This is a genomic window from Streptomyces sp. NPDC015127 (assembly GCF_043080095.1).
Lineage (GTDB): Bacteria > Actinomycetota > Actinomycetes > Streptomycetales > Streptomycetaceae > Streptomyces.
Genome location: NZ_JBIBVE010000001.1, coordinates 443483 through 456698, shown reverse-complemented (window position 1 = coordinate 456698; position 13216 = coordinate 443483). Strand labels below are relative to the sequence as shown.

Annotated in this window: 11 protein-coding genes; 4 read left to right on the top strand and 7 right to left on the bottom strand. The window is 72.1% G+C overall.

Features of this window, described 5'->3' with window-relative positions:
• Window positions 1–3: 3 nt before the first annotated feature.
• Both ACF08N_RS01875 and ACF08N_RS01870 read right to left on the bottom strand, forming a co-directional pair.
• A complete protein-coding gene (locus ACF08N_RS01875; protein ID WP_392322572.1) occupies window positions 4–1803 on the bottom strand; it encodes an AMP-dependent synthetase/ligase in 1800 nt (599 codons plus the stop codon).
• A gap of 314 nt (window positions 1804–2117) precedes the next feature.
• The gene (locus ACF08N_RS01870) at window positions 2118–2999 is read right to left on the bottom strand and encodes a LysR family transcriptional regulator (protein ID WP_392322571.1); all 882 of its coding nucleotides are present in this window, start codon (window positions 2997–2999) and stop codon (window positions 2118–2120) included.
• Window positions 3000–3116: 117 nt separating this feature from the next.
• Between ACF08N_RS01870 and ACF08N_RS01865 the strand changes: the two genes are divergently transcribed.
• Window positions 3117–4178 carry a bile acid:sodium symporter family protein gene (locus ACF08N_RS01865; protein WP_392322570.1) on the top strand — a complete coding sequence of 354 codons (1062 nt, stop codon included), beginning with the start codon at window positions 3117–3119 and terminating at the stop codon, window positions 4176–4178.
• Between the two features lie 192 nt (window positions 4179–4370).
• A complete protein-coding gene (locus ACF08N_RS01860) occupies window positions 4371–4772 on the top strand; it encodes a (2Fe-2S) ferredoxin domain-containing protein (RefSeq protein ID WP_392322569.1) in 402 nt (133 codons plus the stop codon).
• A 116-nt stretch (window positions 4773–4888) separates the two neighbouring features.
• Here the strand turns inward: ACF08N_RS01860 and fdhD are convergent, their stop codons facing one another.
• The 5 genes from fdhD to ACF08N_RS01835 are packed head-to-tail and all read right to left on the bottom strand — an operon-like array spanning window position 4889 to window position 11474.
• Complete coding sequence (fdhD, locus tag ACF08N_RS01855; RefSeq protein WP_392322568.1) at window positions 4889–5728, bottom strand: formate dehydrogenase accessory sulfurtransferase FdhD; 840 nt, start codon at window positions 5726–5728, stop codon at window positions 4889–4891.
• A 4-nt stretch (window positions 5729–5732) separates the two neighbouring features.
• Window positions 5733–6593 carry a 2Fe-2S iron-sulfur cluster-binding protein gene (locus tag ACF08N_RS01850; protein WP_392322567.1) on the bottom strand — a complete coding sequence of 287 codons (861 nt, stop codon included), beginning with the start codon at window positions 6591–6593 and terminating at the stop codon, window positions 5733–5735.
• The gene (locus ACF08N_RS01845) at window positions 6590–8572 is read right to left on the bottom strand and encodes an NADH-ubiquinone oxidoreductase-F iron-sulfur binding region domain-containing protein (RefSeq protein WP_392322566.1); all 1983 of its coding nucleotides are present in this window, start codon (window positions 8570–8572) and stop codon (window positions 6590–6592) included. The genes ACF08N_RS01850 and ACF08N_RS01845 overlap by 4 nt, the downstream gene beginning before the upstream one ends.
• Window positions 8563–10488: a molybdopterin oxidoreductase family protein gene (locus ACF08N_RS01840; protein WP_392322565.1), complete on the bottom strand. Its 1926-nt coding sequence runs from the start codon at window positions 10486–10488 to the stop codon at window positions 8563–8565. Before ACF08N_RS01840 ends, ACF08N_RS01845 begins: the two co-directional genes overlap by 10 nt.
• Window positions 10485–11474 (bottom strand): 2-dehydropantoate 2-reductase, encoded by a 990-nt coding sequence (locus ACF08N_RS01835; RefSeq protein ID WP_392322564.1) that lies wholly within the window; start codon window positions 11472–11474, stop codon window positions 10485–10487. The genes ACF08N_RS01840 and ACF08N_RS01835 overlap by 4 nt, the downstream gene beginning before the upstream one ends.
• Window positions 11475–11715: 241 nt before the next feature.
• Between ACF08N_RS01835 and ACF08N_RS01830 the strand changes: the two genes are divergently transcribed.
• Window positions 11716–12663 carry a beta-ketoacyl-ACP synthase III gene (locus ACF08N_RS01830; protein ID WP_392322563.1) on the top strand — a complete coding sequence of 316 codons (948 nt, stop codon included), beginning with the start codon at window positions 11716–11718 and terminating at the stop codon, window positions 12661–12663.
• Between the two features lie 25 nt (window positions 12664–12688).
• A complete protein-coding gene (locus tag ACF08N_RS01825; RefSeq protein WP_392322562.1) occupies window positions 12689–13150 on the top strand; it encodes an NUDIX domain-containing protein in 462 nt (153 codons plus the stop codon).
• Window positions 13151–13216: the final 66 nt, after the last annotated feature.

The window sequence follows — 13216 nt, the reverse complement described above, 5'->3', positions numbered from 1 at the left end:
AGGTCACTGGTACAGGGCGTCCACCTCGACCGCGTACGCGTTCTCGATCGCCTTCCGCTTCAGCTTGAGGGACGGCGTCAGCAGACCGTGCTCCTCGCTGAAGGGGTGGGCGAGTATCCGGAACGTACGGATCGATTCGGCCTTCGACACCAGGGTGTTGGCGGCCACCACCGCGCGCCGGATCTCCATCTCCAGATCCGGGTCGCGCACCAGGTCCGCCGGCGACAGCGGTGCCTTGCCCTGGATCGTCAGCCAGTGGTCGACGGCCTCCTGGTCGACGGTGACGAGGGCGGCGATGTACGGGCGGTCGTTGCCGACGACGATGCACTGGGCCACCAGCGGATGCGCCCGCACCCGTTCCTCCAGGGCGGCGGGCTGGACGCTCTTGCCCCCGGAGGTCACCAGGATCTCCTTCTTGCGGCCGGTGATCGTCAGATAGCCGTCCTCGTCGAGCGCGCCGAGGTCCCCGGTCGCCAGCCACCCGTCGTGCAGCACGGCGTCCGTGGCCTTCGGGTCGTTCAGATAGCCGGAGAAGACGTGATCGCCGTGCAGCCAGACCTCGCCGTCCTCCGCGATGTGCACCGTCGTGCCGGGGACCGGCTGGCCGACCGTGCCGTAGCGGGTGCGCTCGGGCGGGTTGGCCGTGGCCGCGGCCGAGGACTCGGTCAGACCGTAGCCCTCGTAGATCGTGACGCCCGCACCGGCGAAGAACAGCCCGAGGCGCCGGTCCATGCCCGAGCCGCCGGACATCGCGTGGCGCACGCGGCCGCCCATCGCGTCGCGCACCTTGGAGTACACGAGCTTGTCGAACAGCTGGTGTTGGACGCGCAGGCCGGCCGAGGGCCCCGGGCCGAGACCGAAGGCCCGGTGCTCCACGGCCTCCGCGTACCTCACGGCCACCTCGACGGCCTTGTCGAACGCCCCCACCCGGCCCTCGGCCTCCGCCTTGCGGCGGGCCGCGTTGAAGACCTTCTCGAAGATGTAGGGAACGGCGAGGATGAACGTCGGCCGCAGCGAGGCGAGATCGGGCAGCAGAGCACTCGCCTGGAGCACCGGCTGGTGGCCGAGCTTGACGCGGCCCCGGATCGCGGCGACCTCGACCATGCGGCCGAAGACGTGGGACAGGGGCAGGAACAGCAGCGTCGCCGCCTCGTCACCGGGCCGGGAGTGGAACACGGGCTCCCAGCGGCCCGTCATGGTGTCGGCCTCGAACATGAAGTTGGCGTGCGTGATCACACAGCCCTTGGGGCGGCCCGTCGTGCCCGAGGTGTAGATGACGGTCGCGACCGAGTCCGGGGTGACGGCCCGCCGGTGGCGGTGCACCACGTCGTCGTCGATGTGCGCGCCGGCCTCGAAGAGTTCGGACACGGCCCCGGCGTCGAGCTGCCACAGCCGCTTCAGCTGCGGCAGACGGTCGATCACCGAGCCGATGGTCATCGCGTGGTCCTCGTGCTCCACCATGCAGGCCGAGACCTCGGAGTCGTGCAGCATCCAGTAGACCTGCTCGGCGGAGGACGTGGGGTACACGGGCACGGACTGCGCCCCGACGGTCCACAGCGCGAAGTCGAAGAGGGTCCACTCGTAGCGGGTGCGGCACATGAGGGCGACCCGGTCCCCGAAGCGGACACCGTGCGCGAGCAGCCCCTTGGCCAGCGCCAGCACCTCGTCGCGGAACTGCGCCGACGTCACGTCCTGCCAGTTGCCCCGGTCGTCCTTGCGGGCGAGCGCGACACGGCCGGGATCGTCGAGGGCATGGTCGAAGACCGCGTCCGCCAGTCCGCCGACCTGAGGCGCCGCGGCCATGGGTGGGACAGTGAACTCGCGCAATGGCCTGCTCCTTGTGGCGCTCCGCACAGCGCCGTGACCGTACCCCACCGTTACTCCGGGCGGGAGGGCCCGCGCGGTGCGAAGGGGACGGTCATCGGCACAGGTCAGCGGGGCGAGGGGGTGGCGGGGCGGATCGGTCGAGGTCAATTCTGACCCCAGAGTAAGTACAGTCGGGTGGAATCTCCACCGAATCTGTACGCAGCGGTCACCGGCGCTCTACCGGGCGGAGAGCTTGGTCCGTACCTGCTCGGTGCCAGGTCGGGAGGGGTGGGGGCCCGTTCGCGTCCGGCTCAGCGCGGGGCCGGGCCGTGCAGCCGGTCGCCCGCCGCCAGGAGCGCGTCGGCGAGGGCGGAGGCCGCCTCCTGTGCCGGGTGCCGCCGACGCCCCTGGAGCAGTACGAAGTCGACCGTGCCGAGATCGGGCAGCCCCGCCCGCTCCGGAACGGCCACCAGACCGGGCGGGATCAGCCCGCGCGTGTGCGCCATCACGCCGAGACCGGCGCGGGCCGCGGCCACCAGGCCGCTGAGGCTGCCGCTCGTGCACGCGATCCGCCAGGCGCGGCCCTCCCGCTCCAGCACGTCCAGCGCGCGGGCGCGGGTGACGGCGGGCGGCGGGAACAGGATCAGTGGCAGCGGCCGCTCGGGATCGGGGCGTACGCCCTTGGCCGCGATCCACACCATGCGGTCGCGCCACACCAGCTCCCCGTGCGAGGCGCCCGGGCCCCGCTTGGCGAGCACCAGGTCGAGGCGTCCGGCCTCCAGGCGTTTGTGGAGCGTCCCGGAGAGCTCCACCGTCAATTCCAGGTCGACCTCGGGATGGTCGCGGCGGAACGACTCCAGGATCTCCGGGAGCCGGGTCAGCACGAAGTCCTCGGACGCCCCGAACCGCAGCCGGCCGCGCAGCCGCGTGCCGGTGAAGTACGCCGCGGCGCGCTCGTGCGCCTGAAGGATCGTCCGCGCGAAGCCGAGCATCGCCTCGCCGTCCTCGGTGAGCTCGACGCTGTGCGTGTCGCGCGTGAACAGCGGCCGCCCGGCCGCGTCCTCCAGCCGGCGCACGTGCTGGCTCACCGTCGACTGCCGCAGCCCGAGCCGGCGGGCCGCCTGCGTGAAGTTCAGCGTCTGCGCGACGGCCAGGAAGGTGCGCAGCTGCGTCGGGTCGTACACGCCTTCCACCGTAGCGCGCTCATCATGAAGCGCGATGGCAGTCAGAGTGGTGTACGGGATTCCCGATCGCCTCGGGGGAGAGGACCATGGAGAGGGCACGTCCTGATCCGAGAGCAAGTGGAGCTCATGAACCGCCGCCGTACCCCGCGCCTGCCGTCCTGGCTGCCGATCGACCCGTACATCCTCGCTCTGCTGGGCACGGTGGCGCTGGCAGCGCTGCTGCCCGCATCGGGCACCACGGCCGACGTGGCAGGCGGCGCGTCCACCGGAGCGGTGGCCCTCCTCTTCTTCCTCTACGGCGCCCGGCTCTCGACCCGCGAGACGCTCGACGGGCTGCGGCACTGGCGGCTGCACGTGACCGTGCTCGCCGCGACGTTCCTGGTCTTCCCGCTGCTGGGACTCGCGGCGCGCGGGCTCGAACCGCTCGTCCTGACGCCCGAGCTGGCCAACGGACTGCTGTTCCTGTGCCTGGTGCCCTCGACGATCCAGTCGTCGATCGCCTTCACCGCGATGGCCCGCGGAAACGTGCCCGCGGCCATCTGCGCCGGGTCGTTCTCCAGTCTCGCCGGCATCGTGATCACGCCACTGCTCGCGGCCCTGCTGCTGGGCGGCGGCGGCACGGGCGGGTTCTCCGCGGACTCACTGCTGCGGATCGTGCTGCAGCTGCTCGTCCCCTTCGTGGCGGGCCAGCTGCTGAGCCGCTGGGTCGGCGGCTTCCTCGCCCGGCACAAGCAGATGCTCGGATACGTCGACCGCGGCTCGATCCTGCTGGTCGTCTACACGGCCTTCAGCGAGGGCATGGTCGCGGGGGTCTGGCACCAGGTGACCCCGGCACGGCTCGGCGGCCTCCTCGTGATCGAGGCGGCGCTGCTCGGGCTGATGCTGACGCTCACGTGGTTCGGCGCGAAGCGGCTCGGCTTCGGCCGTGCGGACCGGATCGCGATCCAGTTCGCGGGCTCGAAGAAGAGCCTGGCGGCGGGGCTCCCGATGGCGGCGGTGCTGTTCGGCGCACAGGCGAGCCTGGCTGTGCTGCCGCTGATGCTGTTCCACCAGCTCCAGCTGATGGTCTGCGCGGTGATCGCGAAGCGTCGAGCGAGGACGGGCGCGGCTTCGCCGCCGGAATCGTCGGGGCCCTCGTCTCGGGCGTCTCAGGCGGACGCCACGCGCCCGTCGCCGGCGCGCCGCTGACGCCTGGGCGTCGCCCGTACGCGTCGGCCGCCACCGCTGACGCCGCGCGGCGTTGGACCCAGACCGGTGCTGGGCGAGACGGGGCCGCGTCGCCCGCTCGCGCCGCTGACCGCCGCCCAACGTGACCGATTCCTCGCGCTGCTCGGCCGGATCGCGGATCCCGGCGGCGTCTGCGGCTGACATGATCAGCCGGTGACGTACGCGATACGCCCCTTCGGCGCCCGCCCCTGCACCCTGGTCGTCTGCCGGGGCTGTTGCTGCGGCGACGGCCGCAAGAACCCGGGAACCGACCACGCCGGCCAACTGGCCCGCCTGCGGCGGGCGGCGGCCGAGTCGGGCGGAGAGCTCGCCGTGCGCACCAGCGACTGCCTCGGCCCCTGCGGGCAGGCGAACGTCATCGTCGTGCAGCCCTCGACGGAGGGCCGCCGGCGCGGCGCCCGGGCCGCGTGGATCGGCTGGGCGCTCGACGACGACGCCACCGACGACGTGATCGCGTGGGCCGAGGCCGGCGGTCCCGGCGTCGCCGAAGCCCCGGCGACCCTGACGCTCCAGATGATCCCGCCGCCCTCGGACGCCGGGCGCGTCGGCCGCTGAGCGCATGCTGCCGGGCGCGCAAGCAGCGCGGTCGTCGACGCACGCGACGGAAGGACCCGGCCGGCGCAGGGGGCGCTCCCCGCCGGCCGGGTCGCTGTCCCGTGCCGCGGGGCGCGTCAGACCCCGGTACCCAGGGCGATGCGCTCGTCGCCCGCGTACACGTTCATGTTGGCGCCGCGCAGGAAGCCGACCAGTGTCAGGCCCGTCTCGGCCGCCAGGTCCACCGCGAGCGACGACGGTGCGGAGACGGCCGCGAGCACCGGGATGCCCGCCATCACCGCCTTCTGCGCCAGCTCGAACGACGCCCGTCCCGAGACCAGCAGGATCGACCGGGACAGCGGCAGCCCGCCGTCCCGCAGGGCGCGGCCGACGATCTTGTCGACCGCGTTGTGCCGGCCCACGTCCTCCCGTATGTCCAGCAGCTCGCCCTCCGGCGAGAACAGCGCCGCCGCGTGCAGGCCCCCGGTCCGGTCGAAGACCTGCTGCGCCGCGCGCAGCCGGTCGGGGAGGCCGGCGAGCAGCGAGGGCTCGACGCGGACCGGGGGAGTGTCGGCGATCGGGAAACGGGCGGTCGTCCGGACGGCGTCCAGGCTCGCCTTGCCGCACAGCCCGCACGACGACGTCGTGTAGACGTTGCGTTCCAGCGTGATGTCGGGGACGACGACGCCGGGCGCGAGTTTCACGTCCACCACGTTGTAGGTGTTCGATCCGTCGGCCTGCGCCCCCGAGCAGTACACGATCGACTGGAGCTCCTCGGCCGCCCCCAGTACGCCCTCGCTGACCAGGAACCCGGCCGCCAGCGCGAAGTCGTCGCCCGGGGTGCGCATCGTGATGGCCAGGGGCTTGCCGTTCAGCCGGATCTCCAGCGGCTCCTCGGCCACCAGGGTGTCGGGACGGGTCGACACCGCCCCGTCCCGGATGCGGATGGTGCGGCGGCGCTCGGTGACCCGTCCCATGAGATCAGACCCGATTCTGTACGTGTTGGTAGCCGAAACGGCCCTTGATGCAGAGGTTGCCGTGGGTCACCGGGTTGTCGTGCGGCGAGGTGACCTTGACGATCTCATTGTCCTGCACGTGCAGGGTCAGGTTGCAGCCGACGCCGCAGTACGCGCACACCGTGGTGGTCTGCGTCTGCGCCGACTCGTCCCACGTGCCCGCCGCCCGCATGTCGAACTCGGACTTGAACGAGAGCGCCCCCGTCGGGCACACCTCGATGCAGTTGCCGCAGTACACGCAGGCCGAGTCGGTGAGCGGGGCGTCGTGCTCGGTGGATATGCGGGCGTCGAAGCCACGGCCCGCGACGGCGATCGCGAACGTGTTCTGCCACTGCTCGCCGCACGCGTCGACGCACTTGTAGCAGAGGATGCACTTGTCGTAGTCGCGCACGTACAGGTCGTTGTCGATCTTCGGCTCCTCGTTCACGCGGGCCGCGTCCGTGCCGAAGCGGTCCGGCTTCGCCTCGTACTCCTTGATCCACTCGGCCGCCCTGGGGGTCGTGGACAGATCCGTGGAGGAGGCGAGCAGCTCCAGCACGACCTTGCGGCTGTGCCGGGCGCGTTCGGTGTCCGTCAGCACGCTCATGCCGGGCTCGACCCGGCGGGAACAGGCGGGCGCGAGCGTCCGCGCGCCCTCGACCTCGACGACGCACACCCGGCAGGCGTTCTTCGGTGTGAGCGTGTCGCCCTGGCACAGGGTCGGAATGTCCTTGCCACCCGCACGGCACGCGTCGAGGATCGTGTCGCCCTCCGGGACGCGTACGGGCTCCCCGTCGAGCGTGAACTCGACCAGTCTGCACGGCGGTTGAAGAGGAATCGCGGTCATTTGTAGGCTCCCAGCCGGTCGATGGCGGATTCGACGGCGTTCCAGGCGGTCTGCCCCAGACCGCAGATCGATGCGTCCCGCATGGCCCGGCCGACCTCCCGCAGCAGCGCGATGTCGTCGGCGGCCGCGGCGCCCGTACGGTCCTTGAGGCGGTGCAGCGCCTCCTCCTGCCGGACGGTGCCGACCCGGCACGGCACGCACTGCCCGCAGGACTCGTCGCGGAAGAACTCCGCGATGCGCAGGAGGATGCGGGGCAGTTCGACGCTGTCGTCGAGCACGAGCACCACGCCGGACCCGAGCGTCGTACCGGCCGCGCGGGTGCCCTCGAAGGTGAGCGGGATGTCCAGCTCGTCCGGCCGGACGAAACTGCCGGCCGCACCGCCGAGGAGAACGGCGCGCATGCGCTCCGGCGGGCCGGCGAGGTCGATCAGCTCCCGCAGGGTGACGCCGAACGGCACCTCGTACACGCCGGGCCGGTCCACGTTCCCCGACAGGCAGAAGAGCTTGGTCTCCCCTTCGGCGGCGGTCCGTCCGGTGAGCAAGGGCAGGACGTTGACGAGCGTCTCGACGTTGTTGACGGCGGTCGGCTTGCCGAACAGGCCCTTCTCCACGGGGAACGGGGGCTTGGTGCGCGGCTCGCCGCGGTAGCCCTCGACGGAGTTGAAGATCGCGGTCTCCTCGCCGCAGATGTAGGCGCCCGCGCCCCGGCGAATCTCGATGTCGAAGGAGTACCCCTGCCCGAGGATGTCGTCGCCGAGGAGCCCTCGGGAACGGGCCCGTTCGATGGCGTTCTGCAGCAGGCGCAGGGCTCTGGGGTACTCGCCGCGCAGGTACAGGTATCCCTGCCGCGCCCCGACGGCGTACCCCGCGACGGTCATCGCCTCGATGAGCGCGTACGGGTCGCCCTCCATGAGGACCCGGTCCTTGAAGGTGCCGGGCTCGCTCTCGTCGGCGTTGCAGACGAGGTAGTGGGGGTGGTCGGGCTGCGCGGCGGTCGCCTGCCACTTGCGCCCGGTGGGGAACGCGGCGCCACCGCGGCCGAGGAGCCCGGCGTCGGTGACCTCGCGGATGACACCGGCGGGGCCGAGCGCGAAGGCCCGGCGGAGGGCGGCGTAGCCGCCGTGGGCGCGGTAGTCGTCGAGGCTGTGGGGGTCGACGACGCCGACGCGAGCGAGGAGGGTGAGCCCGGGGTGGCCGGCCTGCGGCACGGCGGCGCTCGCGGGGGCCTCGTCGGGGGCGTCCTCGGGCGAGGCCGTGGCCAGGGCGAGGGCGTCGGGGGTGGCGGGGGCGACGACGGCGGTGGTGTTCTCCCCGCCCCGCCCCTTCCCGTAACCGGGGCTCTGCCCCGGACCCCGCGCCTCAATCGCCGGCGAGGCTGGATTTCGCGGAGCGAAATCAGCCCGTCCGGCGCTTGAGGACACCGCCGAAGGCGGTACCGGGGTCTGGGGCGAAGCCTCAGTTCGGGAAGGGGCGGGGCGGGGAACTACCCCGCGCAGCGGGGCCGTGCCCGCGCGGATCAGCAGCGCCGCCGGGGCCCGTTCGCACAGGCCCAGGCACGGGCTCGGCTGGACGGACACGTCGGGGCCCACGCCGTCGGCGGCGGCGAGAGACCCCCCGCGTGCCGCGCACGCCAGGTCCGTGCACACGTGCAGCACCTTCGCGGGGCGCGGCTTCACGGAGAACAGGGAGTAGAACGTCGCCACCCCGTACGCCTCCGCCGGAGGCACGGTCAGGCGACGGCAGATGTAGTCGAGGGCTCCCTCGCTCAGCCACCCGACCCGGTCGTTGACGGCGTGCAGCGCGGGCAGCAGCAGGTCCCGTCGTTCCCGGGCGGCGGCGCCACCGCGCGCCCACCGCAACTCGTCCGAGGAGCGCGAGGAGCCGCCCTCCCAGCCCGTCTCCGGCGGGCCCAGCAGCGCGTCGACCGCCGCGCGTTCCTCGTCCGTCGCCTTCGCCGCGTCCGTGAACTTCAGGTCCATGCGGGCACCAGCTTCTCGATCCGGATCGCCGACGCCTTGAACTCGGCCGTTCCCGCGATGGGACAGTTCGCCTCGATCGTCAGGGCGTTGGTGTCCACCTCGTCGGGGAAGTGCATCGTCATGAACGCGAGCCCCGGCCGCAGCCCGGGGTCGATCCACACGGGTGCCGTGACCGCCCCGCGCCGCGAGGAGACGCGCACCTCCTCGCCGGCCTCGACGCCGTACGCCGCGGCGTCCTCCGGACACAGCTCGATGTACTCGCCGCGCCGCAGCGGCGAGGCGAAACTCCCGCTCTGCACCCCGGTGTTGTACGAGTCGAGCCGGCGCCCGGTCGTCAGCCGCAGCGGGTACTCCTCGTCGGTGAGGTCCACGGGCGGGTCGTGCTCCACGAGCCCGAAGGCGGCCGGCATGCCCCGCCGCTCCGGGTCGCTCGCCCAGAGCCTGCCGTGCAGGAAACTGGACGGCAGCTCGTCCGTGTCGGGGCAGGGCCACTGCAGACCCTGGTGCTCCTCCAGCCGGTCGTACGTCATCCCGAAGTGGTCCGGCGACAGGGAGCGCAGCTCGTTCCAGACCTCCTGCGAGTCGGCGAACTTCCAGTCGTGGCCGAGGCGTTCGGCGAGGTCGCAGATGATGGCGATGTCCTCGCGGGCCTCACCCGGCGGCACCAGGGCCGCCCGGACCCGCTGCACGCGGCGTTCGCTGTTGGTCGTCGTGCCGTCCGTCTCCGCCCAGGCCGCCGTCGCGGGCAGCACCACGTCGGCCATCTCCGCGGTCTTCGTCAGGAAGATGTCCTGCACCACCAGGTGGTCGAGCGCGGCGAGCCGTCGCAGCGCCTGTTCGCTGTCCGCCTCGGACTGTGCGGGGTTCTCGCCGATGCAGTACACGGCACGCAGGTCACCGCTCTCCATCGCCTCGAACATCTCGGTCAGCGTCTTGCCGTAGCGGGGCTGGATGACGGTGCCCCAGGCCCGTTCGAACTTCCGCCGGGTCTCGGGGTGGAGAATGTCCTGGAATCCGGGCAGCCGGTTGGGGATCGCACCCATGTCGCCGCCGCCCTGCACGTTGTTCTGGCCGCGCAGTGGCTGGACTCCCGATCCGTAGCGGCCGACATGGCCGGTGAGCAGGGCCAGGTTGATCAGCGCGCGCACGTTGTCCGTGCCGTTGTGGTGCTCGGTGATGCCGAGCGTCCAGCACAGCTGGGCCCTCTCGGCGGTGGCGTAGGCGTGGGCGAGTTCGCGGATCGCCTCGGCGGGGACACCGGTGACCTTCTCGGCCGCGGACAGCGTCCAGGGCTCGACGAGGCGCGCGTACTCCTCGAAGCCGGTCGTCGCCCGGTCCACGAAGGCGCGGTTGACCAGTCCGGCGCGGATGATCTCGCGGCCGACGGCGTGGGCGAGGGGGATGTCGGTGCCGACGTTCAGCCCGAGCCAGCTCTCGGCCCACTCGGCCGTCGAGGTGCGGCGCGGGTCGACGGCGTACATCCGTGCCCCGTTCCGTATTCCCTTCAGCACGTGCTGGAAGAAGATCGGGTGGGCGAAGCGGGCGTTGGATCCCCACATCACGATGAGGTCGGTGTGGTCGACCTCCTCGTAGGAGGACGTGCCGCCGCCGGAGCCGAACACCGCCGACAGGCCCGCCACGCTCGGCGCGTGGCAGGTGCGGTTGCAGGAGTCGACGTTGTTGGTGCCCATCACGACGCGGGTGAACTTCTGTGCCACGTAGTTCATCTCGTTGGTCGCACGGGCGCAGGAGAGCATCGCGAAGGCGTCGGGTCCGTGCGCGTCACGCACCTGGCGGAAACCGGTCGCGGCCCGCTCCAGCGCCTCGTCCCAGCTCGCCCTGTGCAGCAGGCCGTCGTCGCCGCGCACCAGGGGGTGGGTGAGCCTCGGATACCGCTTCTGCGGCTTCTTCTTCATGCTGCGCTCCCGGTGGAGGGGGTCGTGGTCGATGCGAGCAGATCGGCGAGTGCGTGCACGGCGCACAGCTTCGGTACGGGGGTGCCGGTCAGCGCGGCCAGCTCGACGACGGCCGCGAGGAGGACGTCGAGTTCGAGCGGCTTGCCCTTCTCCAGGTCCTGGAGGGTGGACGTCTTGTGGTCGCCGACGCGCTCGGCGCCGGCGAGGCGCCGCTCCACTGAGATCCCGGGACGGCAGCCGACCGCGGCCGCGACGGCCAGCGTCTCGCGCATCATCGTCTCGACCAGCGCCTTGGTGTCCCGGTGCCGGCAGATCTGCGCCATGGTGGCCCGGGAGAGCGCGCTGATCGGGTTGAAGGAGATGTTGCCGAGCAGCTTGATCCAGATGTCGTTGCGCAGGTCGGGTTCGACGGGGCATTTCAGGCCGCCGGCGACCATCGCCTCGCTGAAGTCGAGGCAGCGCCGGGACACGGTCATGTCCGGTTCCCCGATGGAGAACCGGGTCCCCTCCAGGTGCCGTACGACCCCGGGCGCTTCGAGCTCGGTGGCCGCGTAGACGACGCAGCCGATGGCCCGCTCGGGCGGCAGCGTCGCGCTGACCGCGCCGCCGGGGTCGACGCTCTCGATGCGGCGGCCGGTGTAGGGGCCGGGGAGGCCGTGGAAGTACCACCAGGGGATGCCGTTCTGCGCGGCGATCACTGCCGTCCTGCCGTGCAGCAGCGGATGGACCAGGGGGCCCGACGCGGCGTACGAGTTGGCCTTGAGGCCGAGGAAGACGTAGTCGACGGGCCCGACCGAGGACGGGTCGTCGGTGGCACGGGGGCGCGCGGTGAAATCGCCGCGCGGGCTGAGGACACGGACACCGTCCCGGCGCATGGCCGCCAGGTGCGCGCCGCGGGCGATGAGGTGGACGTCGGCACCGGCGCGGTGGAGCGCGGCCCCGACATATGCGCCGATGGCACCGGCGCCGACAACTGCGACTTTCACGGGGCTCTCCGTTCGGTGAGGCGACCGAGCGAGGGCGGACTGTGATGAGGGTGAGTCGACAGAATATTGTCTACAGTATGCCTTCGGGCAGGGTCAAGGGCCGTGTGCGGGGCAACCGCGGGGTTCCGTTGGGGAAGCTCCAAAGTCCGGCCGGTGAAGCTTGTCGGATCACATGCCGTCGTACCCATGGGTAGCCGCCAACACTGGGTGGTTCCTGCATCGTCACCGAGGGGACCCATCCATGACCGGCTCACGTGTCGTCGCCGTCGGGCACTATCAGCCCGCGAAGGTGCTCACCAACGACGACCTGGCGGCCATGGTCGACACCAGCGACGAGTGGATCCGCAGTCGCGTGGGCATCAGGACCCGGCACGTCGCGGGCCCCGACGAGCCCGTCGACGAGCTCGCCGCGCACGCGGGCGCCAAGGCCCTGGCCTCGGCCGGACTCACCCCGGCCGACATCGACCTCGTACTGGTCGCCACCTCCACGGCCGTGGACCGCTCGCCCAACACGGCCGCGCGCGTGGCGGCGCGGCTCGGGATGGGCTCGCCCGCCGTGATGGACCTCAACGTGGTCTGCGCGGGCTTCACCCACGCCCTCGCCACCGCGGACCACACGGTGCGCGCGGGAGCGGCCACCCGGGCCCTGGTCATCGGCGCCGACAAGATGGCCGACATCACCGACTGGACCGACCGCACCACGTGCGTGCTCGTCGGCGACGGGGCCGGCGCCGCCGTCGTCGAAGCCGTCCGCCCCGGTCAGGACGCCGGCATCGGCCCGGTCCTGTGGGGCTCGGTCCCCGAGATGGGGCATGCCGTGCGCATCGAGGGCACCCCGCCGCGCTTCGCGCAGGAGGGGCAGTCCGTCTACCGGTGGGCCACCACCCAGCTCCCGCCCATCGCCCGCCAGGTCTGCGAGCGGGCCGGCGTCGCGCCCGAGGAGCTGGCCGCCGTCGTCCTGCACCAGGCCAACCTGCGCATCATCGAGCCCGTCGCCCAGCGGATCGGCGCGGTCAACGCCGTCGTCGCCCGGGACGTCGTGGAGTCCGGCAACACCTCCGCAGCGTCGATCCCGATGGCCCTGTCCAAGCTCGTGGAGCGCGGCGAGATCACCTCGGGCGACCCGGTGCTCCTCTTCGGCTTCGGCGGAAACCTCTCGTACGCGGGCCAGGTCATCCGCTGCCCCTGAGCGGTCGGGCGGCCACACTGGCGGCATGGCGACGAAGCGAAGTGCCGGACTCCTGCTCTACCGGCGGCGCGACGGAGAGGTCCAGATCCTCATCGCGCACATGGGCGGCCCGTTCTGGGCGTCGCGCGACGACGCGGCCTGGTCGATCCCCAAGGGCGAGTACACCCCGGACGAGGACCCGATGGCCGCCGCGCGGCGGGAGTTCGAAGAGGAACTGGGGTTGCAGCCGCCCGTGGGCGACTGGATCCCGCTCGGTGAGACGCGGCAGTCGAACGGCAAGGTGATCACCGTGTGGGCGATGGAGGGCGACCTCGACACGGGCCTCGTCGTGCCGGGCACCTTCACCATGGAGTGGCCGCGGGGGTCGGGGGTCCAGCAGGAGTTCCCGGAGATCGACCGGGCCGAGTGGTTCGGTGTCGAGACCGCGCGGGGGAAGCTCGTCGCCTCCCAGCGCGTCTTCCTGGACCGCCTCCAGCCGTTCCTGTGACCGGCGGCCGGCCGGTCCGACGGCCCGGCGGCCGCGCCGAGGTGGTGACAGAGTGCAGCGGAGTGA